The organism is Janthinobacterium sp. 1L-D-8-B-C4 (genome assembly GCF_057291295.1).
Genome location: NZ_JBXAVX010000005.1, coordinates 87,520 through 107,596, shown reverse-complemented (window position 1 = coordinate 107,596; position 20,077 = coordinate 87,520). Strand labels below are relative to the sequence as shown.

Sequence of the window (20,077 nt, the reverse complement as noted above, 5' to 3'; positions counted from 1 at the left end):
GGTTATTGCATATAATCATCGCATCAACATGGCGCTCCGGGGCGCGGGGCTGTGGCACAGGGGACAATATTTTTTCAAAAACGCGCATGGGTGTTGTTTTTTTGTGGAAACGTCAAGTTCCCCCCGCAAACCTGTCCACATCAAGCGCGCGGATGCCGATACGATAGATGGCAATGGCGGCGCTGCGATGCAATGCGCCGGCTATCCGATCAACGTTTTACAAGCGCCTGCTGCAGGCAGAAAACACAGATGACGGCACGTTTGGAACTCATCAATATCAGCAAGCGCTACCCGTCCGTGGTAGCCAACGACGGCATCCACCTCACCGTCGAACCGGGCCAGATCCATGCCGTGCTTGGCGAAAACGGTGCCGGCAAATCGACCCTGATGAAAATCATTTACGGCGCCGTGAAACCCGATGGCGGCCAGATGGCCTGGAATGGCCGCGAGGTCGAGATCGCCAACCCGTCGGCCGCCCGCGCGCTGGGCATTGCCATGGTGTTCCAGCATTTTTCGCTGTTCGATACGCTGACCGTCACGGAAAACATCGCGCTCGGTTTGCCGGCGGACACCGACCTTGGCGAACTGGCGCAGCGCATTGAGGAAACGGCGCGCGAGTATGGCCTGGAACTGGAACCGCAGCGCCACGTGCATACCCTGTCGGTCGGCGAATGCCAGCGCGTGGAAATCGTGCGCGCGCTGCTGGCCAAGCCGCAGCTCCTGATCCTCGACGAACCGACTTCCGTGCTGACCCCTGGCGCGGTTGAAAAACTGTTCGATACCTTGCGCCTGCTGGCCGCGCAGGGCTGCAGCATTTTGTATATCAGCCACAAGCTCGACGAGATACGCGCGCTGTGCCACACCTGCACCGTGGTGCGCGCCGGCAAGAACGTCGGCGTGTGCGACCCGTCGCAGGAGACCTCGGCCAGCCTGTCGCGCATGATGATCGGCGCCGAGCCGCCGGCCGTCACGCGCCAGGCGCGCACGCCGGGCGCGGCCATGCTGAGCGTAAACAACCTCAATTTGCCGAAAAGCCATCCGTTTGCCACCGAACTGCGCGACGTCAGTTTTGCGGTGCGCGCCGGCGAGATCGTCGGCATCGCCGGCGTGTCCGGCAACGGCCAGCAGGAGTTGCTGGCCGCGCTGTCGGGCGAAGACACGCGCGCCGCGCCCGCCGCCATCGTGCTGGGCGATGTGGCGGCTGGCCGCTTGCCGCCGGGCAAGCGCCGCGCGCTCGGTTTCGGTTTCGTGCCCGAAGAGCGGCTGGGGCGCGGCGCCGTGCCCGACATGTCGCTGGCCGACAATATTTTGCTGAGCTTGCAGACGCCGGCCACCATCCGCCATGGCTTCCTGCGCCGCAGCGCCATCGTGCAGCGGGCAAGCGACATCATCGCCCGCTTCCAGGTAAAAGCGGGCGGGCCGCAGGCGCTGGCGCGCAGCCTGTCGGGCGGCAATTTGCAGAAATATATCGTCGGGCGCGAAGTATTGCGCCAGCCCACGGTGCTGGTGGTGGCGCAGCCGACCTGGGGCGTGGATGTGGGCGCCGCCGCCCAGATCCGCGCCGAATTGCTGGCGCTGCGCGACGCCGGCTGTGCTTTATTGGTGGTCTCCGAGGAACTCGACGAATTGTTTGAAATCAGTGACCGTTTGCTGGTGATGGCAAAAGGAAAGTTGTCGCCGTCGCTGGACGTGAAAGACGCCAGCGTGACCCTGGTGGGGGAATGGATGAGCGGCTTGTGGCCGCAGGCGCAGGAGGCGGCGCATGGTTAAGCTGGCCTTTTACCTGGAGGCGCGGCCCAGTCCATCGCGGCTGATGTCGTGGCTGTCGCCGGTGCTGGCGGTGCTGCTCACCGTCATTTGCGGCGCGCTGCTGTTCATGGCGCTCGGCAAGGATCCGCTGGCGGGCCTGGCGGTGTTCTTTGTCGAACCGATGCGCGATATGCATGGCTGGTCGGAACTGGGCATCAAGGTCGCGCCGCTGCTGCTGATTGCGGTTGGCCTGGCGATGTGCTTTCGCGCCAATGTCTACAATATCGGTGCCGAAGGACAGCTGACCCTGGGCGCGATCTGCGGCGGCGCGGCCGCGCTGTACCTGGACACGGGCGACGGCGCCAACGGCGCCGGCATTATCGCCGTGTCGCTGCTGGCCGGCATGGCCGGCGGCATGGCGTGGGCCGGGCTGACGGCCTGGCTGCGCGACCGCTTTAACGCCAGCGAAATCCTGGTCTCGCTGATGCTGGTGTATATCGCGCAATTGCTGCTCAGCTACCTGGTGTATGGCGTGCTGCGCGACCCGGAAGGTTTCAATTTTCCGCAATCGAAATTATTGTCCGACGGCCTGCTGTTGCCGATGGTGCTGGCCGATACGCGCCTGCATATCGGTATCGTGTTTGCCTTGCTGGCCTCGCTCGGTGGCTGGCTGTTCTTGTCGAAAAGCATCTCCGGTTTTCGCCTGCGGGTGGGCGGCATGGCGCCGGCGGCGGCGCGCTATGCGGGCTTTTCCTCGCGCAAGGCGCTGTGGTCGTCGATGCTGATCTGCGGGGCGTTGTCGGGCCTGGCCGGCGTGTGCGAAGTGCTGGGGCCGATGGGCCAGTTGACGCCCACCGTCTCTCCCGGCTACGGCTTCGCGGCCATTATCGTCGCCTTTGTCGGCCGCCTGCACCCGGTCGGCGTACTCTTTTCCAGCTTCGTCATGGCGCTGTTCTATATCGGCGGCGAACTGGCGCAGTCGCGCCTGGGACTGCCCAGTGCGATTACCGGCGTATTCCAGGGCATCTTGCTGTTTGCCTTGCTCGCTTGTGACGTGCTGATTCAATACAAACTGCGCTGGAGAAAATAATGGACAACCTCGCTCTTACGCTTGCGCCCTTGATTGCCGCCAGCATCAACGCCGGCACGCCGCTGATGCTGGCCGCACTTGGTTTACTGGTCAATGAAAAAGCGGGCGTGGTGAACCTGGGCGCCGAAGGCATGATGCTGGTGTCCGCCATTGCCGGTTTTGCGGTTGCCGTCAATACCGGCAGCACCACCCTGGGTTTTTTGGCCGGCGCGCTGGCCAGCATGGTGCTGTCCGGCTTTTTTGCCTGGCTGACCGTCTGGCTCGGCACCAACCAGTATGCGACGGGGCTGGCGCTGTCGCTGTTCGGCGCCGGCGCCTCGACCTATATCGGCCTGAACTATGTGGCCCACAGCCTGCAGAACGGCCGCTTCGGCATTCCTTTGCTGGAAGATATTCCGTTTGTCGGGCCGGCCCTGTTCCGCCAGCATCCGATGGTGTATATGTCGCTGCTGCTGTGCGCGGCCATCGCCTGGTTCCTGTATCGCACGCGCGCCGGCCTGGTGCTGCGCGCGGTGGGCGAGTCGCCGGCGTCGGCCCATGCGCTGGGCTATCCGGTGCGCCGCATTCGCCTGGCCGCCGTGCTGTTCGGCGGCGCCTGCTGTGGCCTGGCCGGCGCCTTCTTGTCGCTGGTGTACACGCCGCTGTGGGTCGAGGGCATGGTCGCCGGGCGCGGCTGGATCGCGCTGGCGCTGACCACCTTTGCCACCTGGCGCCCGGCGCGCGTGGTCGGCGGCGCCTATCTGTTTGGCGGCATCACGATCCTGACTTTCCATGCGCAGGCGATCGGCGTGCCGGTGGCGTCGCAGTTGCTGTCGATGCTGCCCTATCTGGCGGCGATCGTGGTGCTGGTGCTGATATCGAGCAACGCCAACTATATCAAGCTCAATATGCCAGCCTCGCTGGGCAAAAATTTTAATCCCGGAAATTAATCACTCACCACAAGGAAAACCATGTCCATCATGACCCATAAAATGCTGCGTGCCGCACTGTGCGGTGTCGTACTGATGCCGGCCGTCGCCATGGCCGCTGCCGCGCCCGCTGCTACGACGCCATTGAATGTCGGCTTCGTCTATATCAGCCCGATCGGCGACGCTGGCTGGACCACCCAGCACGACCAGGCGCGCAAGGAAATGGAAAAAGCGCTGGGCAGCAAGATCACTACCAAGTATGTGGAAAACGTGCCGGAAAGCGCGGACGCGGAACGGGTCATCCGCGACCTGGCGCAAACCGGCAGCAAGCTGGTCATCACCACCTCGTTCGGCTACATGAACCCGACCCTGAAAGTGGCGAAGCAATTTCCTAATGTGAAGTTCATCCACCTGACCGGCTACAAGACGGCCGTCAACGTGGCCAATACCAATGCGCGCTTCTATGAAGGGCGCTACCTGGCCGGCGTGCTGGCGGCCAAGATGAGCAAGACGCATGTGGCCGGCTACGTGGCGGCGTTCCCGATTCCGGAAGTGCTGCAGGGCGTGAACGCCTTTACGCGCGGCATGCGCAGCGTCGATCCGAAAGCGGAAGTGAAAGTGGTGTGGGTCAACAGCTGGTTCGACCCGGGCAAGGAGCGCGACGCGGCCATCACCCTGATCGGCCAGGGCGCCGACGTGATCACGCATCACACCGATTCGACCGCCGTGGTGCAGGCGGCCGAAGAGAAGGGCAAGTATGCGATCGCCTACCATTCGGACATGAAGAAATATGGTCCGAAAGCACAACTGGCGGCCGTCACCCACCACTGGGGCGCGTACTACACCAGGCAGGCGCAGGCCGTGATCGATGGCACCTGGAAGACCAGCAGCACCTGGGGCGGCATCAAGGACGGCATGGTGAAACTGGAAGGCATCAACAGCAGCGTGCCGGCCGATGTGAAACAATTCGTCGCGGCCCGCGAAAAAGAACTGGTCGACGGCAAGCTCAATGCCTTCACCGGTCCGATCAAGGATAACGACGGCAAGGTGCGCCTGGAGAAGGGCGTGCTGGACGATGCGGCGCTGTCGAAGATGGATTATTTTGTCGAGGGCGTGGCTGGGAAAGTTTCCGGCAAGTAACACAAACTTGATGTAGTATTCCGGTACGATCCACGCAGCAGAGCCCGCACGGGCCGTACCGGAGACAGACATGGACAGACTCGACGTATTCAAGACCATCGCGCAGCAGGCCAGCAAGGGCGAGCTGACCTTTCCCGCCAACGTCAATGCCACCCTGAAACTGCAGGAAGCGCTGGACGACCCCGATTGCCATATCGAAACGGCCGCCCATATGGTGATGGCCGAGCCGCTGCTGTCGGCGCGCGTGGTGGCGCTGGCCAATTCGGCCGCCTACAACCGATCCGGCAATGAAATCGCCAATGTCCGCGCGGCCGTCTCGCGGCTCGGTTTTGCCACCTTGAAGTCGATGGTGGCCTCGGTCATCGTGCGCCAGCTGGGCAGCCAGATTACCGATCCGCAACTGCGCGTCAAGACGGCCAAGTTGTGGGAGCACACAGCGCATGTGGCCGCTTTTAGCCAGGTGATCGCCAAAAAGGTCACCCATGTGGACCCGGAAACGGCGATGTTCGCCGCCATCGTGCATGAAGTCGGTGGTTTTTACCTGCTGTCGCGCGCCGAGGAATATCCGGGCCTGCTCGACAGCAATACCGAAGACTGGCTCGAATACGGCGAAAAGCTGATCGGCCGCGGCGTGCTGCGCCAGCTCGAAGTGCCGGACCAGGTGCTGCAGGCGGTCGAAGGCTTGTGGCATGGCGGCGGCCCGTTCCCGCCGCGTACCTTGGGCGCGACCCTGGTGCTTGCCAACGACCTGGCGCCCGTCGCTTCGCCCCTGCATCCGCCGGAAGTGGCCGAGCGGCGCCGCGCCGCGGCCATGATCGACTTCGGCACCGGCGGCTCGACCCTGCATACCATCCTCGAGGAATCGGCTGAAGAGATCGAATCGCTGGCGGCTGCTTTGCTTGTCTAGTCTTTGCTGATGTAGTATTTTCCCCGTATCACACGCAATTGCCGGCGCGGCTATCCGCCGCCCGGTTTTTTTTCGTCCTCTTATCCAAAGGATCTCATGCAGAAACTGTTTTCATCGCTGGCCGCTACCAGCCTCGCCGCCAGCCTGGCGCTGGCGTTTCCGGTGTACGCCGCCAGCAATTTGCCCGTGGTGCAGGAAGCGCCGCTGCGCGCCCACCTGGCCTTCCTGTCCGATGACTTGCTCGAAGGCCGGGGTACCGGCCAGCGCGGCGCCGACCTGACGGTGGCCTACCTGGAAAGCCAGGCACGGCTGATCGGCTTGCAGCCCCTGCGCGGCAACAGTTTTCGCCAGAGCGTACAGATCGCCGGCGTCAAGTCGCAGCCGCAGGACAGCTCGCTGCAGGCCGTGGCCAGCGACGGCAAGGCCGTGCCGCTGGCGTTTGGCCCGGACTGGGTCTGGGCTACCGGCGATTCGGTGGCCGCGCACACGTTTGATGCGCCGCTGGTGTTCGCCGGCTATGGCGTGACGGCGCCGGAAGAGGGCTGGAACGATTTCAAGGGCGTCGACGTGAAAGGCAAGATCATCGTCGTGATGGTCAATGACCCACATGCAACCGACGCCGAACCGAACCGCTTCGGCGGCAAGGCGCTGACCTATTATGGCCGCTGGACCTACAAGTTCGAAGAAGCCAAACGCCAGGGCGCGGCCGGCGTCTTGCTGATCCACACCAAACCGTCGGCATCGTATGCCTGGAACGTGGTGCAGAGCAGCTGGAGCGGCAGCGAGCGTTTCCAGCTGGCAGACCGCACGGCAGGCACGCCGCTGCAAGGCTGGATCACGGAAGACGCGGCGCGCCGCTTGTTTGCCGCCGGCGGCCAGGACCTCGATGCCTTGCGTATAAAAGCCGAAAGCAAGGATTTCCAGGCCGTCGACTTGCACGTCAAATTGACCGGTGAAATGAAGTCCAGCGTGCGCAAGGTCGAGCAGTTCAATATCGCCGGCATGGTGCCGGGCACCGACGCAAAACTGAAGGACGAAGCCGTGATCTACAGCGGCCACTGGGATCACCTGGGCAAGCAGGGAACCAGTGGCGACACCATCTACAACGGCGCCGTCGACAATGCCTCGGGCACGGCGGGCCTGCTGGCGATGGCGCAGGCAGCGGTGAAAAAACCAGCCAGGCGCACGCAGATTTTCCTGTGGGTGGCGGCCGAAGAGCAGGGCCTGCTGGGCAGCGCAGCGTATGCCGCCGACCCGCTGTGGCCGTTGAACAAGACGGCCGCCGCGCTGAACCTGGACAGCCTCAATTTCGTCGGCGCCACGCGCGACATGGGCGCCCAGGGCAGCGAGCGTACGGAACTGGGCGCGACGGCCGCCAGCGTGGCGAAAGCCATGGGGCTGCAGATCGCGCCAGCGCGGCCCGACCTTGCCGGTGGTTACTTCCGCAGCGACCACTTCAGCTTTGCCAAGGCCGGCGTGCCGGCGTTTTCGATCAACGGCGGACGCGACTACGTGAAGGACGCTGAAGCGTCGAAAGCCAAGGCCGCCGCCTATGCCCCGCGCTACCATCAGGTGACCGATGAGTACGACGCCAGCTGGGATCTTTCGGGCATGACGCAGCAGGCGCAATTCACGCTGAACCTGGGGCAGGCGGTGGCGAATGCGCCGAAGATGCCGGCGTGGAAGGCCGGTGATGCGTTCGGCAAGGTGCGCGAGCAAGCCGCGAAGTAACTCAGGCGACGCGCGCCAGACGCCGTTGCTGATACCGGTATTTGCTCCACACCAGCAGCATCAGCAGCGGCATGGCGCCGCCCACCGCGCATAGCGCCAGCCAGCCGCCAGCGGCAAAGCTGGCGCTGGCCAGTGCCGAGCCGGCCGAGGCGCCGATAAAGCCGGCCGCGATAAAGACCGTGGTGACCCTGGCGCGTGCCTGTGGCGCCAGTTTGTAGATGATGGACTGGTGCGTCACTTGCAGGCCCATTACGCCCATGTCCAGCAGCACGATGCCGATCAACAAGAGCGTCAACGATTGTGCGCCGAAGCCGATCAATGCCCAGCCAGCGATCGAGGCCACCGCCAGCAGCCAGGTCGCTTGCCGCGCATAGCCGCGGTCGGCCATGCGGCCGGCCGTATTGGCGGCCAGCGCGCCGGTGGCGCCGGCCAGGCCGAACAGGCCGATCTGCATTTCCGAGTAGTGGTACGGCGCGCCGCTCAATAAAAAGGTCAGGCCGGTCCAGAACACGCTGAAGGTGCCCAGGCCCAGGCCGGAAAACAGGGCGCGCTGGCGCAGCAAAGGTTCCTGGCGGATGATGTCCGCCAGAGAGGCCATCAGCTTGCCGTATTGCAAGGCGCCGCGTGGCGCCTCGTCGGGCAGGATGCGGCGCAGCATCAACAGCAAGGCGGCAACCACCACGGCCGCCAGCACGTAGACGGTGCGCCAGCCGCCGCTGATCTGCGCCACCGTGCCGGATACCGTGCGCGCCAGCAAGATTCCCAATAACAAACCCGTCATCACGGTGCCCACCATGCGGCCTCGGCTATGGTCGGGCGCATATGAGGCGACCATGGCCGTGACCACCATCAGTGCGCTGGCGGTAATGCCCATCAGCACGCTGGCAATCGCGAACACGGCGATATTCTGGCTGGCGGCGGCCAGCAGCAGCGCGGCGATCTTGGCCAGCAGCATCCAGGTCAAGAGCTTGCGCCGGTTCAGCACGTCACTGAGTGGCACCAGGAACACGATGCCCAGCACATAGCCGATCTGCGTGGCCGTCACCAGATAACCGGCTTGCGTGACGCCGACGCCGAACGACGCGGCCAGCATCGAGGTCAGCGGCTGGACGTAATACAGGCTGGCGACCAGCACGCCGGCCGACAGCGCGAACAGCAAAATGCGGGTGGATGTGAGCAGGGCGCTGGCGTTGATGCTGGAAGGGGAGGACATGCGTTGCGGCTTTCGAATCTTGCTCAGGGCCATGCATGATACTGGCGATGCACTTTTCCTGCTGCCGGCAGCAAAAAAATCCCGGCGGTCCATGCGGACGGCCGGGAAAAGGGTATATGTCGGGAATATACCGGAGATAAAGTTACGGCTGGCCGGCCAGCTCCGCATGCACTTGCGCCGTGATTTCATACGAGCGCAAGCGGTGCTGGTGCTCGAAAATCTGCGAGGTGATCATCAGTTCGTCGGCGCCGGTCTCGGCGATAAAGGCGGCCATTCTGGCTTTCACTGTTTGCGGCGAACCGATGGCGGTACACGACAATACCGAGTCGAGCATGGCGCGTTCCTGCGGCCCCAGCTGTTCCAGGTAGCCGGGCACGGGCGGCTGCAAGCGCGATGGCCGGCCCGTGCGCAGGTTCACAAAGGCCTGCTGCATCGAGCTGGCGCGCAGATGCGCTTCGGCATCGGTATCGGCGGCAAACACGTTATAGCCGAGCATCACATACGGTTTGGCCAGTTGCTTCGATGGCTTGAAATGTTCGCGGTAGTAGGCGACGGCCTGCATCATCATCTGTGGCGCGAAATGCGAGGCAAACGCATACGGCAGGCCAAGGTGGGCCGCCAGCTGCGCGCCGAACAGGCTCGAGCCGAGGATCCAGACGGGCACATTGGCGCCCTTGCCGGGCACGGCCAGCACGCGCTGGCGTGGCTCGTCGCACATGTAGTCGATCAGTTCCAGTACATCCTGCGGGAACTGGTCGGCGTCGGACTGCAGGTCGCGCCGCAGCGCACGCGCGGTGGTCTGGTCGGAGCCGGGCGCACGGCCCAGGCCCAGGTCGATACGGCCCGGGTGCAGCGCTTCGAGGGTGCCGAACTGCTCCGCGATCACCAGCGGAGAGTGATTGGGCAACATCACGCCGCCAGCGCCCACGCGGATGGTTTTCGTGCCAGCCGCCACATGGGCGATCACCACCGCCGTGGCGGCGCTGGCGATGCCGGGCATGCCGTGGTGTTCCGCCAGCCAGTAACGGTTGTAGCCCCAGCGCTCGCCGTGCTGGGCGAGATCCAGGGTGTTCTGGAAAGAAATGGAGGCGGTGCTGCCTTCGGCGATGGGCGCCAGGTCGAGTATGGAAAATGGGATCATGAAATAGATATCGGGTCGGGTTGGGAAATCACAATGGATGATTTGTCTATCCCCTGACAGCAGCAGGGTTGTATGCGGCAACAGTAGAAGGCCATCATAAGGCGATTCCGTTTTTGGCGTACGACACGGGAAAATGTTCCCTGAAAAATCACATGGTTTGATGCCGCTCAAATCCTGGTCGGCGAATGATGTTGCCAGGGAACCAAGGACGCGTTCGCCGCCTCCAACTGTCATGCAAAATGAAAACCTCCATGACACAAGTTCCCCGTCGCCAGACGAGAGCAGCACAGCAGGCAACGGCGCCGCTCCCTGGGATTTCGCCTATCCGCGCCCGCAACTGGTGCGAGCGCAATGGCAGTCGTTGAACGGTCCGTGGCGCTTTGCGTTCGATAATGACAGGCGCTACCGCCTGCCCAGTGACGCCATTGCCTGGACGCACGACATCATCGTGCCGTTTCCACCCGAATCGCAGGCCAGCGGCGTGGGCGACCGCGGCTTTCACCGCGCCTGCTGGTACCAGCGCGAATTCATGCTCGAGCCGGGCGGTCCTTGCGTGCTGCTGCATTTCGGCGCCGTCGACTACCAGGCCACGGTCTGGCTCAATGGCCATGTGGTAGCCAGGCATGAAGGCGGCCATACACCGTTTATCGCCAATATCAGCGATGTGCTGCTGGACGACGCGCCGCAGGTGCTGACCTTGCTGGTCGAGGACGATCCACACGACCTGGCCAAGCCGCGTGGCAAGCAGGACTGGCAGCTCGAACCGCATTCGATCTGGTATCCACGCACCACCGGCATCTGGCAAAGCGTGTGGATCGAGAGGGTGGCCTCGACCTATATCCGCAAGCTGCGCTGGACACCGGTGTTCGAGGGCTACGAGATCGGTTGCGAAATCTTTGCCGCCGGCGACATCAGTACCGACCTGACGGTGGGCGTGCGCATCTGGAATGGCAAGAACCTGCTGGCCGACGACCACTACAAGCTGATCGAACACGAGGCCAACCGCAAGATCGCCTTGTCCGACCCCGGCATCGACGACTCGCGCAATGAATTGCTGTGGAGTCCCGAGCGCCCGATCCTGCTCGACGCCGAGGTGACCCTGCGCCATGGCGACACGGTGCTCGACACGATCACGTCGTACACGGCGCTGCGCTCGGTGGCGATCAACCGCGACCGCTTCATGCTCAACGGCCGCCCGTATCCGCTGCGCCTGGTGCTCGACCAGGGCTATTGGCCCGACACCCTGCTCACGGCGCCGTCCGACGACGCCCTGCGGCGAGACGTGGAACTGGCCAAGGCGCTTGGTTTCAACGGCGTGCGCAAGCACCAGAAAATCGAAGACCCGCGCTACCTGTACTGGGCGGACCGGCTTGGCTTGCTGGTATGGGAAGAAATGCCGTCCACTTACCGTTTTTCCACCAAGGGCATCACGCGCATGGTCAGCGAATGGACCGATGCCATCGAGCGCGACTACAGCCATCCATGCATCCTGGTGTGGGTGCCATTCAATGAATCGTGGGGCGTGCCCAACCTGACGGCGATCCAGTCCCATCGCAACGCGGTCGAAGCGCTGTACCACCTGACGCGCACGCTGGACCCGACGCGGCCGGTGATCGGCAACGACGGCTGGGAAGCGTCGGCCACCGACATTCTGGGCATCCATGACTACGACTGCGATCCGGAACGGCTGCGGGCGCGCTATGCGATTTCCGAGGCTGGCCGCACGGCCCTGTTCGACCAGCGCCGTCCTGGCGGGCGCATCCTCACGCTTGACGGTTTTCCACACCGTGGCCAGCCTATCGTGCTGACCGAATTTGGCGGCATCGCGTTTGACAAGAACAAGGTCGACGAGCCCGACACCTGGGGCTATGCGCGCGTGGGCAGCGAGGCGGCGTTTCTTGACCTGTACCAGCGCTTGATGACGGTGGTCAACACGGCGCAGATGTTCAGCGGCTTTTGCTATACCCAGTTCGCCGACACCTTCCAGGAGGCGAACGGCTTGCTGACGGCGGACCGAACGCCGAAGGCTGCGCTGGAACTGCTCAGCGCGGCCACCCGCAATATCCGCCTCAGCTGAGGTTTCACTCTTGCTTGGTTCTGGCCACGCGCAGGCTGCGGCCGGGCAGGCATTCGCTGTATCTCCCGTCATGATCAAGAGGCAAGCATGGTAACAAGCGATGGCGCAGCTGCGCCATTCCAGACATATGGACAGGCTGGCTACGAGGGCGCAGACCATGTCGCGCGTGACGTCCAGCCGCTGGACATGAACCGCGCCGCTGGCCACCTTGACCGGGTGCGCGGCAAGGAAGGCAAGCGGCAACCGGTGTGCGCCACCATCGCCGGCTGTGATGCGATTTTGGGGCGTCGATCCACAGGCGTGCATCGGGCAAGGCGATCTCCTGCTCCATGTTACGGCGCCAGCCGGCCACCCCGACTCGATCGCGCAAGCTGCTGCCTGGCGCGAATCGCAGTTCGACGCCCGGGACATGCTGTGCGGCTGCCGCGAGCCAGGCGCAACACCTGACGGATCACCCTTTATTCAATGTTTGCCCCAAGGGGGCGGAAAGGAACTGGCATGCGCACCATTATCGTCTTTTCACATCTGCGGTGGAATTTTGTCTATCAGCGGCCGCAGCAGCTGTTGTCGCGCCTGGCGCAGTTCTACCATGTGGTATTCATCGAAGAACCCATGTGGGAAGAGGGGTCCAGCCGGCTGGAGCTGTCCACGCCGGCCCCCAACGTGACCGTCTGCCAACCGCGCACGGCGGTGCAGGCACCCGGTTTCCACGACGACCAGCTGGCCGCGCTGCAGCCACTGCTGAGCCAAATTACGCCGGCCGACGATCCCATCGTCTGGTTCTACACGCCGATGGCGCTGCCGCTGCTGCCGGCCCTGCATGCTGGCCTGGTGGTCTACGATTGCATGGATGAGCTGGCCGCTTTCAAGCGTGCGCCGAAGCAGTTGCTGCAGCGCGAAACGGCCTTGCTGGCACGCGCCGACCTGGTCTTTGCGGGCGGTCCCAGCTTGTTCGAAGCCAAGCGCAACCGCCATCCCAACGCCCATTGCTTTGCCAGCAGCGTCGACACCGTGCACTTCGAGCAGGCGCTGCAGCGCCACAACAGCCATCCTGCACAGAGCGAGATTCCACGGCCACGGCTGGGCTACTACGGCGTGATCGACGAGCGCTTCGACGCCACGCTGGTGGCCGCGCTGGCTGACGCCCATGCGCACTGGCAGATCGTGCTGGTGGGTCCGATCGTGAAGATCGATCCAGCCAGCTTGCCGCAGCGCCAGAACATCCACTACCTGGGCCAGCAGTCTTACCAAGCGCTGCCGCATTTCCTGGCCGGCTGGGACGTCTGTTTGCTGCCGTTTGCCCGCAACGAGGCCACGCGCTACATCAGCCCGACCAAGGTGCTCGAATACATGGCAGCCGAACTGCCCATCGTCAGCACCTCGATTACCGACATAGCCGTGCCTTACGGCGATATCGTGACCATTGCCGATACACCCGAGGCCTTCGTGGCAGCCTGCGCCGACGCCCTGGCAAGCACGCCCGAGTCGCGCGCGGCGATGGCCAGCAGGATGCGCGCGGTGGTCGCGGCCACTTCCTGGGACGCCACCGTCCTGCAGATGCACCAGTTGCTGGAAACCACGCCGCCGGGGCAGGGCGTGCGCCAGGCGCCGCCTGATGCTGGCGCGGCGGCCCTGTCCGGCGCCACGCCTGGCGCCAGCATCAATCCCTTGCGCGGACCGGGTTTGCCGCAGGCCGTGTCCTGCGCCATCATCGGCGCGGGTCCGACCGGCCTCTCCGCCGCCTATCACTTGGGCAGCGACACCTTGCTGATCGATAAAAACACCACCGTAGGCGGCTGGTGCCGCTCCATCGAAGACCACGGCTTCACGTTCGACCATGCCGGCCACATCATGTTTTCCAACGATGCCTATGTGCTCGAGATGTACCGCACTTTGCTGGGCGCCAACCTGCACTGGCAGAACCGCGAGGCCTGGGTGTACAGCAAACAGGTGTATACACGCTATCCCTTCCAGGGCGCGCTGTATGGCTTGCCGCCAGCCGTCATCAAGGAGTGCATTGTCGGTGCCATCGAGGCGCGGCACGGCAAGCCTGTCGCTGCCAATGGCGACCAGGCGGCCCCGGTCCCGGTGGTAAAGGACTGCTGCGCCGATGGCGGGGTCGACCTGGCGCATGCCGAAGGCGCCGTCACGGCTGCGGCGGCACCGCCCGCACCGCCCAATTTCGAGCAATTCATCTATCAGGTGTGGGGCAGCGGCATCGCACGCCACTTCGCGATTCCTTACAATAAAAAATTATGGACCGTGCCCTTGAACGAGATGGAAACTTCATGGCTGGGCGGGCGGGTGCCGCTGCCGAACCTGGAAGAAATCATCGAAGGGGCACTGGAACCGGTGGCCAAGCCGATGGGGCCGAACGCGCGTTTCGGCTATCCCCTGAAGGGAGGATTCCAGGCGCTGATGTCGGGTTTTCTGCCGCACCTGAAGGGCAAGCTGGAACTCGGTGCCAGTGTGGTGCAGGTCTTGCCACAGCAGCACATTATCGCTTTGGGCGATGGCCGCCGCTACCGCTACGAGCAGTTGCTCAGCACCATGCCGCTGCCGGAACTGGTGCGGCTGATCGGCGAGCAGGCCCCGCCCGAGGTGCAGGCGGCGGCGCGCGCGCTGCGGCATATCTCGGTGCGCTGCGTCAACCTGGGCGTGGCCCGCGAACACATCAGCGAGAAACACTGGATTTATTATCCGGAGCAGACGATTTTCCACCGCATCTTTTTGCAAGGCAATGCCAGCCCCCATTGCAATGCGCCCGGCGGCTTTGGCCTGACCTGCGAAATCACGTATTCGCCATGGAAACCGCTGCCGCTTGACGGGCAGGCACTGATCGATCGTTGCGTCGCCGACTGCATTACGGTTGGCCTGCTGCGCGAAGATGACCGCCTGCTGGCCGCCAACCAGGTGGACATGCCGTATGCCTATGTGGTCTACGACCACGCACGGGCAGCCAATGTGGCGCTGGTCAAGGCCTGGCTTGCCGCGCAAGATATCGTGCTGGCCGGACGCTACAGCGAGTGGGAGTACTACAATTCCGACCATGCTTTCCTGGCCGGCAAGAAGGCGGCCTATGCGATCGCGCAACGCGCCGATGGCCAGCGCAAACCGGGAGCGGTGGTTCAGGTCTCCGTCTAGGCCTGCGCTAACGCAACCCATTCCTGCCGCGCAGCTGGCTGTGCGGCAGGCCACGCTGACGGCAGCGCTGCAATAGTGGCCTGCAATATCGTCATTGGGGAAGGGATGAAGAACCGGAGCGACAGGCAGTCATCGTGCTGCCTGTCGCTGCTGCCATCATGTACTTTAGTAGCTTTGCAACTGGCCGTTGCTCATCTTGACGCGATCGCCGATCTGGTAGGTGGGTTGTGAGCCTTGCATGATGGCGCGGGTGCTGCCATCGTCCAGCCGCAGCGTGACCCGGTACATCGTGTTACCCGAGCTGCCCGCTGTGCTGCCGGCGGTACCCGAGCTGCCCGATTGCATCTCGCCGCTGCCCTGGTCCGTGCCGCGTGGCACGGGTTCAATCGACTGTACCGTGGCCGAGGCGATGCTGGCGCCCGGCTTGCTGCCATCCGTGCTGCTGGCGTTATTGGCGGTGGATGTGCGACTGTCGCTGCTGCCCGTGCTGGTGCCAGTGCTGCCCATGTCGCTGCGGCCGGCGGCGTTGATGCTGCCGCTGCCACTGGTGCCGCTGGTGCCACTGGCGCCCATGCTGCTGGTATCGCTGCTGCCGCCGCTGCCGCTGGTACCGCTTTGGCCAGAACCTGCGGTACTGCCGTAGTTTTCGCCGCTGCGATTCATGGACATGCCATCGCTACCCGTGGAACTGCAGGCACTCAACAACATACACAACAGGCCTGCCAGCGCTGAAGTTGTTTTTGCTCTCATTTGTATTCTCCTTGAGGAATGACAATATGGTGGAGGTTTGGCGCATACCCGCATGCGTCGCGCACGCCAGACATGGCCCTGACTGCTGCATGTAAGAGCGCCACGATGCCGAGACGTTCGACGCATGTCATTTGGCGTTGAGGTACATCAAGTGTTCTGATTGTCGAGCTTGGTATAAAAGCGGTGCTCGCCGCAAAAATGCAGAGCGTTCGCACTTCCCTTTGTTCATGTCAGGAGAAAAAATGTCTTCAGGTTTTACAAGTGGCAAGTTGATTGAAGAAGTGCTGGCCGCTGTCTATGGCGCAAGCGGTACGGTCGATGACATGCGTGCCCGGCATGCGCTGCGGCAGGCCTTGCATGGCCTGGCCAGGCTTGCCCGGTCAGAACAATTGATGGAGATGCGGCGCGATACGGCGCGCGCGGCAGGAGAGAATGGCCGGCGGCAAATGCACGCGCTGTTGCGCCGTGCCGCCAGCCAGACCGCCAGCCAGACCGCCATGGGCCAGCGTCAGCTGGCGCTGGAATTGCACGGCAGCGTAACAGGTGCGCCGTGATGTTGTTTACAAAGGCGATCTTTTCAGCGCGGCGGCGGCCATGCGCGGCCAGAGAAAATACAGCGGCACCGCCACCAGCGTGGCGGCCGTGATGTCGACCAGCCAGTCGGAGACGGCGCCACGGCGGTAGGGCAGGAAGCTCTGGATGTATTCGTCCAGCGCGCCCATCGCCGCCACCAGCAGCACCGACAGCACGGCCCGGCGGCCCATGCCGCCGGCAATCCCGCTGAACAGCAGCAAGGCCAGCACGCCATAGCCAAACGAATGCAGCACCACGCCCGAAGCGTACTGGCCCACATCGGCGCGCGCGCCCGGTATGTCGCCGATGACGATCACCAGCGTGTACAGGAACAGCGCGGTGCGAAAGCGCAGGCGCTCGTGGCGTTCGGCGAAACAAAGCTGGGTCAGTGTGGCTTGCATGATCAGTGGGGTAGCGGAAAGATGGAAACAATAGCATGTGGGCCGGCGCCGACGCCATCTTCCCGCACAATCCCGGGCAAAAAAAAGCCCGCTAAGAAGCGGGCTGAAAACCCAAACGGGTCAAGAGTGAGCAGTGCTGGCCAAGTCGCGGTGCTGCGGCGCGCCATGGTAAAAATGTGGAGTGGTGCGCCAGTGAAGGCACACCTGTCCGCCGTCGCGCATATCGGTTGCGTGTACTGCAGATGAAGCTAGTATAGCCAGCAAAAATGACTGCATGATGACACTGCCAGGTTTTTGCCAGAATGACAGGCTGCAAGCGGACAAAAAAAAGCCCGCTGGTGAAAGCGGGCTTGAAACTATTTTCTTGGAGGAGAATAGTGGAGACAGGTGCATTATGCTGCGCCGCACGATATATGTCTAATGGTCTTTTCAGATATCTATTATCGTTTTTTGATATAACTGCCGAGTCTGTCTATTCCTGCACCGCCACCGTATAGTTGAGCGCCATGCGGCCGCCATCGGCATAAATCGTCTGGCCCGTCATGTAGCTGGCGTCGTCGCTGGCGAGGAAAGCGGCGATGCCGGCCACTTCTTCCGGTTCGCCGCAGCGCCCCAAGGGCGTGCGCGACAGGATGGTGTGACGTGCCTCGGGGCTCGACAGCACCGCCTGTTTCGCCAGTTCGGTCAGGATGGTGCCGGGGCCGATGCCGTTGACGCGCACGCCATGCGGCGCCAGGTTCAACGCCATGACACGGGTCAGCTGGTTGATCGCGCCCTTCGACACCACATACGGTACCTGGTTCGGTATCGCCAGTTCGGCATTCACGCTCGACATATTGATGATCACGCCGCTGTTGCGCTTGACCATCTCGCGCGCCACGGCCTGGCCGCACAGGAACATCGATTTCAGGTTGATGCGCATGACGCGGTCGAAATCGTCCTCGGCCACGTCGAGGAAATCGGCGGCGTGGGTCACGCCGGCATTGTTGATCAAAATATCGACATGGCCGAAACGGCCCAGGGTGTCGGCCATCATGGCGTCAACGTCGGCTTTCTGGCTGACGTCGGCGCAGAAAAAGTGCGCCTGTGGTCCCAGCGCGGCGGCCGCTTCGGCACCGGCTTCCTTGATGTCGACCAGCATCACCTGCGCGCCCTCGGCGATCAGGCGGCTGGCGCAGGCCAGGCCGATGCCTTGCGTGGCGCCCGTGACGATGGCGGTTTTATTGCTTAGTTTCATAGTGTCTTGTTCAGAGAAGAATGGCTTCGTTCGGTAATTGATTGCTGCGCTCGCCCGTGGCCGGGAAATGGTGCTGCAGCAAGCTGTTCAGTTCACCCAGCGCCTGCAAGCTGCTGTCGTGGTAGTTGCCACTGGCAAAACCGGTCGTCATGGTACGGCATATGGCCTGCCACTGCTCGGGCGTGATGCGGCGCCCCACATGGCGGTCGGCCACGATATCGACTTGGTGTTCGGCCAGGTTGATGTAGATCAGCACGCCGCAGTTGTCTTCCGTATCCCACACGCCGTAGTGGGCAAACAGTTCGCGCGCCCGTTCGCGGTTTGTCACGCCCTGGTAGGCCATGCCTGGCGTGAGCGCGGCTTCGACGATCAGGCGTACTTCCGCGCGATGGACTGTTTCACCGTCGGCAATCGCCGTTTCGATTGCTTTCAGGGTCGCTTGCGGGAAAGCCTGGCGCGCCGTGGCCGGCGTGCCGCGCCAGTGTTTCAGCGCGCGTCCGCAGCGCTGGCCAAATGTCAGTTCTTGAGTCATTACCAGTCTCCCGAGGCGCCGCCGCCGTCAAAGCCGCCGCCACCGCCGCCAAAGCCGCCACCGCCGCCGAAACTTCCCCCGCCGCCAAAGCCTCCCCCGCCGCCACGATGGTTCATGGCCTGGCCGAGGATGCTGCCGAGCACCACGCCGGTGGCGCCGCTGCTCCAGTTGCTGCCGCGCTGCAAGCGATTCGAATTGCCACGCGAACGGAACATGGTCAGCACTACCAGGAAGCCGAAGAACAGCAGCGGCAGCCAGAAGCCCAGGCCGCCCGCTTCCACGCTGGCAGGTGCGGCTTGCTTGGCAGGCGCAGGAAATTGCTCCTGGTTCAGCAAGGTGGCAATCGCCCCCACACCGGCCACCAGGCCGCCGTAATAATCCTGCTGCTTGAAGTGCGGCGCGATTACGTCCTGCAAGATGCGCTTCGATTGCGCATCGGTCAGCACGCCCTGCACCCCACGGCCCGCTTCGATGCGCAAGCGGCGCAGCGAGGAGGGATTGTCTTTCGCCACCAGCAGCAGCACGCCGTCGTCGACGCCCTTGCGGCCCAGCTTCCAGGCATCCGTCACGCGGATGCTGTATTGCTCGATCGCTTCCGGCTCGGTCGACTTGAGCAGCAGCACGGCGATCTGGCTGCCGGTCCTGGCTTCATAATCGGCCAGCACGGCTTCCAGCGACGCCTTCTGTTTCTCATCCAGCATGGTGGCCTGGTCGGTCACGCGCGCCGCCAGCGGCGGCACCGCCGTCAGCTGGGCGCTGGCCGGCAGCACCACCGCACACAGCAGCGCGGTACACAACGCCGCAAAATAGGCCCGGATGCCCATGCTTATTTGCCGAAGTCGACGGTTGGTGCGGTCGAGATGGCTTTTTCATTTTCCACCGTAAACGACGGCTTGACCTTGTAGCCGAACATCATCGCCGTCAGGTTGTTCGGAAAGCTGCGCGCATGCACGTTGTAGTCCTGCACCGCCACGATATAGCGCTGGCGTGCCACGGCGATGCGGTTTTCCGTGCCTTCCAGTTGCGACTGCAGGTCGCGGAAGTTGGTATTGGCTTTCAGGTCCGGATATTTTTCGGACACCACCATCAGGCGCGACAGTGCCGACGACAACTGCCCTTGCACCTGCTGGAATTTCTCGAACGCGGCCGGGTCATTCAGTACTTCAGGCGTGATCTGGAAGCTGGTGGCGGCCGAGCGCGCCTTTGTGACCGCTTCGAGCGTTTCGCGTTCGTGGCTGGCATAGCCCTTGACGGTATTGACCAGGTTGGGGATCAGGTCGGCGCGGCGCTGGTACTGGTTGACCACTTCGCCCCAGGCGGCCTTGGTTGCTTCGTCCTTGCTCTGGAAATCGTTGTAGCCGCAGCCGCTCAGTACGCCGGCCAGCACGGTAATGGAGAGGGCCAGGCGCAGCCATTTGGTGAATTGTTGGGTGATTTGCATGATGGTTTCCGTGCGTAGTGGTAAGAGGAGAGTCAGGTGGGGC

Annotated in this window: 17 protein-coding genes; 9 read left to right on the top strand and 8 right to left on the bottom strand. The window is 63.3% G+C overall.

Annotated elements, in window-relative coordinates; translation table 11 throughout:
* Window positions 1–249 precede the first annotated feature (249 nt).
* The 6 genes from AC0Z42_RS11075 to AC0Z42_RS11050 all read left to right on the top strand — a co-directional run bounded on the left by AC0Z42_RS11075 (window position 250) and on the right by AC0Z42_RS11050 (window position 7,525).
* Window positions 250–1,770, top strand: a complete 1,521-nt coding sequence (locus AC0Z42_RS11075) for an ABC transporter ATP-binding protein (protein ID WP_485468272.1) — start codon at window positions 250–252, stop codon at window positions 1,768–1,770.
* Window positions 1,763–2,839 (top strand): ABC transporter permease, encoded by a 1,077-nt coding sequence (locus tag AC0Z42_RS11070; RefSeq protein ID WP_485468271.1) that lies wholly within the window; start codon window positions 1,763–1,765, stop codon window positions 2,837–2,839. Before AC0Z42_RS11075 ends, AC0Z42_RS11070 begins: the two co-directional genes overlap by 8 nt.
* A complete protein-coding gene (locus tag AC0Z42_RS11065; RefSeq protein WP_485468270.1) occupies window positions 2,839–3,768 on the top strand; it encodes an ABC transporter permease in 930 nt (309 codons plus the stop codon). The genes AC0Z42_RS11070 and AC0Z42_RS11065 overlap by 1 nt, the downstream gene beginning before the upstream one ends.
* Before the next feature lie 30 nt (window positions 3,769–3,798).
* Complete coding sequence (locus AC0Z42_RS11060; protein WP_485468467.1) at window positions 3,799–4,887, top strand: BMP family ABC transporter substrate-binding protein; 1,089 nt, start codon at window positions 3,799–3,801, stop codon at window positions 4,885–4,887.
* Window positions 4,888–4,957: 70 nt separating this feature from the next.
* Entirely contained in the window at window positions 4,958–5,794 is an 837-nt protein-coding gene (locus AC0Z42_RS11055; RefSeq protein ID WP_485468269.1) for an HDOD domain-containing protein, read from the top strand.
* Window positions 5,795–5,890: 96 nt separating this feature from the next.
* The gene (locus tag AC0Z42_RS11050) at window positions 5,891–7,525 is read left to right on the top strand and encodes a M28 family peptidase (RefSeq protein WP_485468268.1); all 1,635 of its coding nucleotides are present in this window, start codon (window positions 5,891–5,893) and stop codon (window positions 7,523–7,525) included.
* Between the two features lies 1 nt (window position 7,526).
* On the opposite strand, the gene AC0Z42_RS11045 is transcribed toward AC0Z42_RS11050, so the two are convergent.
* Window positions 7,527–8,738 (bottom strand): MFS transporter, encoded by a 1,212-nt coding sequence (locus AC0Z42_RS11045; protein WP_485468267.1) that lies wholly within the window; start codon window positions 8,736–8,738, stop codon window positions 7,527–7,529.
* A 142-nt stretch (window positions 8,739–8,880) separates the two neighbouring features.
* Window positions 8,881–9,879: an LLM class flavin-dependent oxidoreductase gene (locus tag AC0Z42_RS11040; protein WP_485468266.1), complete on the bottom strand. Its 999-nt coding sequence runs from the start codon at window positions 9,877–9,879 to the stop codon at window positions 8,881–8,883.
* Window positions 9,880–10,111: 232 nt separating this feature from the next.
* Here AC0Z42_RS11040 and AC0Z42_RS11035 point away from each other — a divergent pair, with 232 nt between their 5' ends.
* Window positions 10,112–11,956, top strand: coding sequence for a glycoside hydrolase family 2 protein (locus AC0Z42_RS11035; RefSeq protein WP_485468265.1), 1,845 nt, complete (start codon window positions 10,112–10,114; stop codon window positions 11,954–11,956).
* A 498-nt stretch (window positions 11,957–12,454) separates the two neighbouring features.
* Window positions 12,455–15,100 carry an NAD(P)-binding protein gene (locus AC0Z42_RS11030; protein ID WP_485468264.1) on the top strand — a complete coding sequence of 882 codons (2,646 nt, stop codon included), beginning with the start codon at window positions 12,455–12,457 and terminating at the stop codon, window positions 15,098–15,100.
* Between the two features lie 165 nt (window positions 15,101–15,265).
* Here the strand turns inward: AC0Z42_RS11030 and AC0Z42_RS11025 are convergent, their stop codons facing one another.
* Window positions 15,266–15,769, bottom strand: a complete 504-nt coding sequence (locus AC0Z42_RS11025; RefSeq protein ID WP_485468263.1) for a hypothetical protein — start codon at window positions 15,767–15,769, stop codon at window positions 15,266–15,268.
* Between the two features lie 323 nt (window positions 15,770–16,092).
* On the opposite strand from AC0Z42_RS11025, the gene AC0Z42_RS11020 reads away from it, so the two are divergent.
* Window positions 16,093–16,404 carry a hypothetical protein gene (locus AC0Z42_RS11020; RefSeq protein WP_485468262.1) on the top strand — a complete coding sequence of 104 codons (312 nt, stop codon included), beginning with the start codon at window positions 16,093–16,095 and terminating at the stop codon, window positions 16,402–16,404.
* A 6-nt stretch (window positions 16,405–16,410) separates the two neighbouring features.
* Here AC0Z42_RS11020 and AC0Z42_RS11015 read toward each other — a convergent pair whose 3' ends face one another.
* From AC0Z42_RS11015 to AC0Z42_RS10995, 5 genes are all read right to left on the bottom strand, one after another.
* Window positions 16,411–16,824, bottom strand: a complete 414-nt coding sequence (locus AC0Z42_RS11015; RefSeq protein WP_485468261.1) for a VanZ family protein — start codon at window positions 16,822–16,824, stop codon at window positions 16,411–16,413.
* Between the two features lie 472 nt (window positions 16,825–17,296).
* A complete protein-coding gene (locus AC0Z42_RS11010; protein ID WP_485468260.1) occupies window positions 17,297–18,061 on the bottom strand; it encodes an SDR family NAD(P)-dependent oxidoreductase in 765 nt (254 codons plus the stop codon).
* A gap of 10 nt (window positions 18,062–18,071) precedes the next feature.
* Entirely contained in the window at window positions 18,072–18,593 is a 522-nt protein-coding gene (locus AC0Z42_RS11005; protein WP_485468259.1) for a TPM domain-containing protein, read from the bottom strand.
* On the bottom strand, window positions 18,593–19,417 hold the full coding sequence (locus AC0Z42_RS11000; RefSeq protein ID WP_485468258.1) for a TPM domain-containing protein: 825 nt from the start codon (window positions 19,415–19,417) through the stop codon (window positions 18,593–18,595). Before AC0Z42_RS11000 ends, AC0Z42_RS11005 begins: the two co-directional genes overlap by 1 nt.
* A 2-nt stretch (window positions 19,418–19,419) precedes the next feature.
* Entirely contained in the window at window positions 19,420–20,034 is a 615-nt protein-coding gene (locus AC0Z42_RS10995) for a LemA family protein (protein ID WP_485468257.1), read from the bottom strand.
* Between the last annotated feature and the right edge of the window lie 43 nt (window positions 20,035–20,077).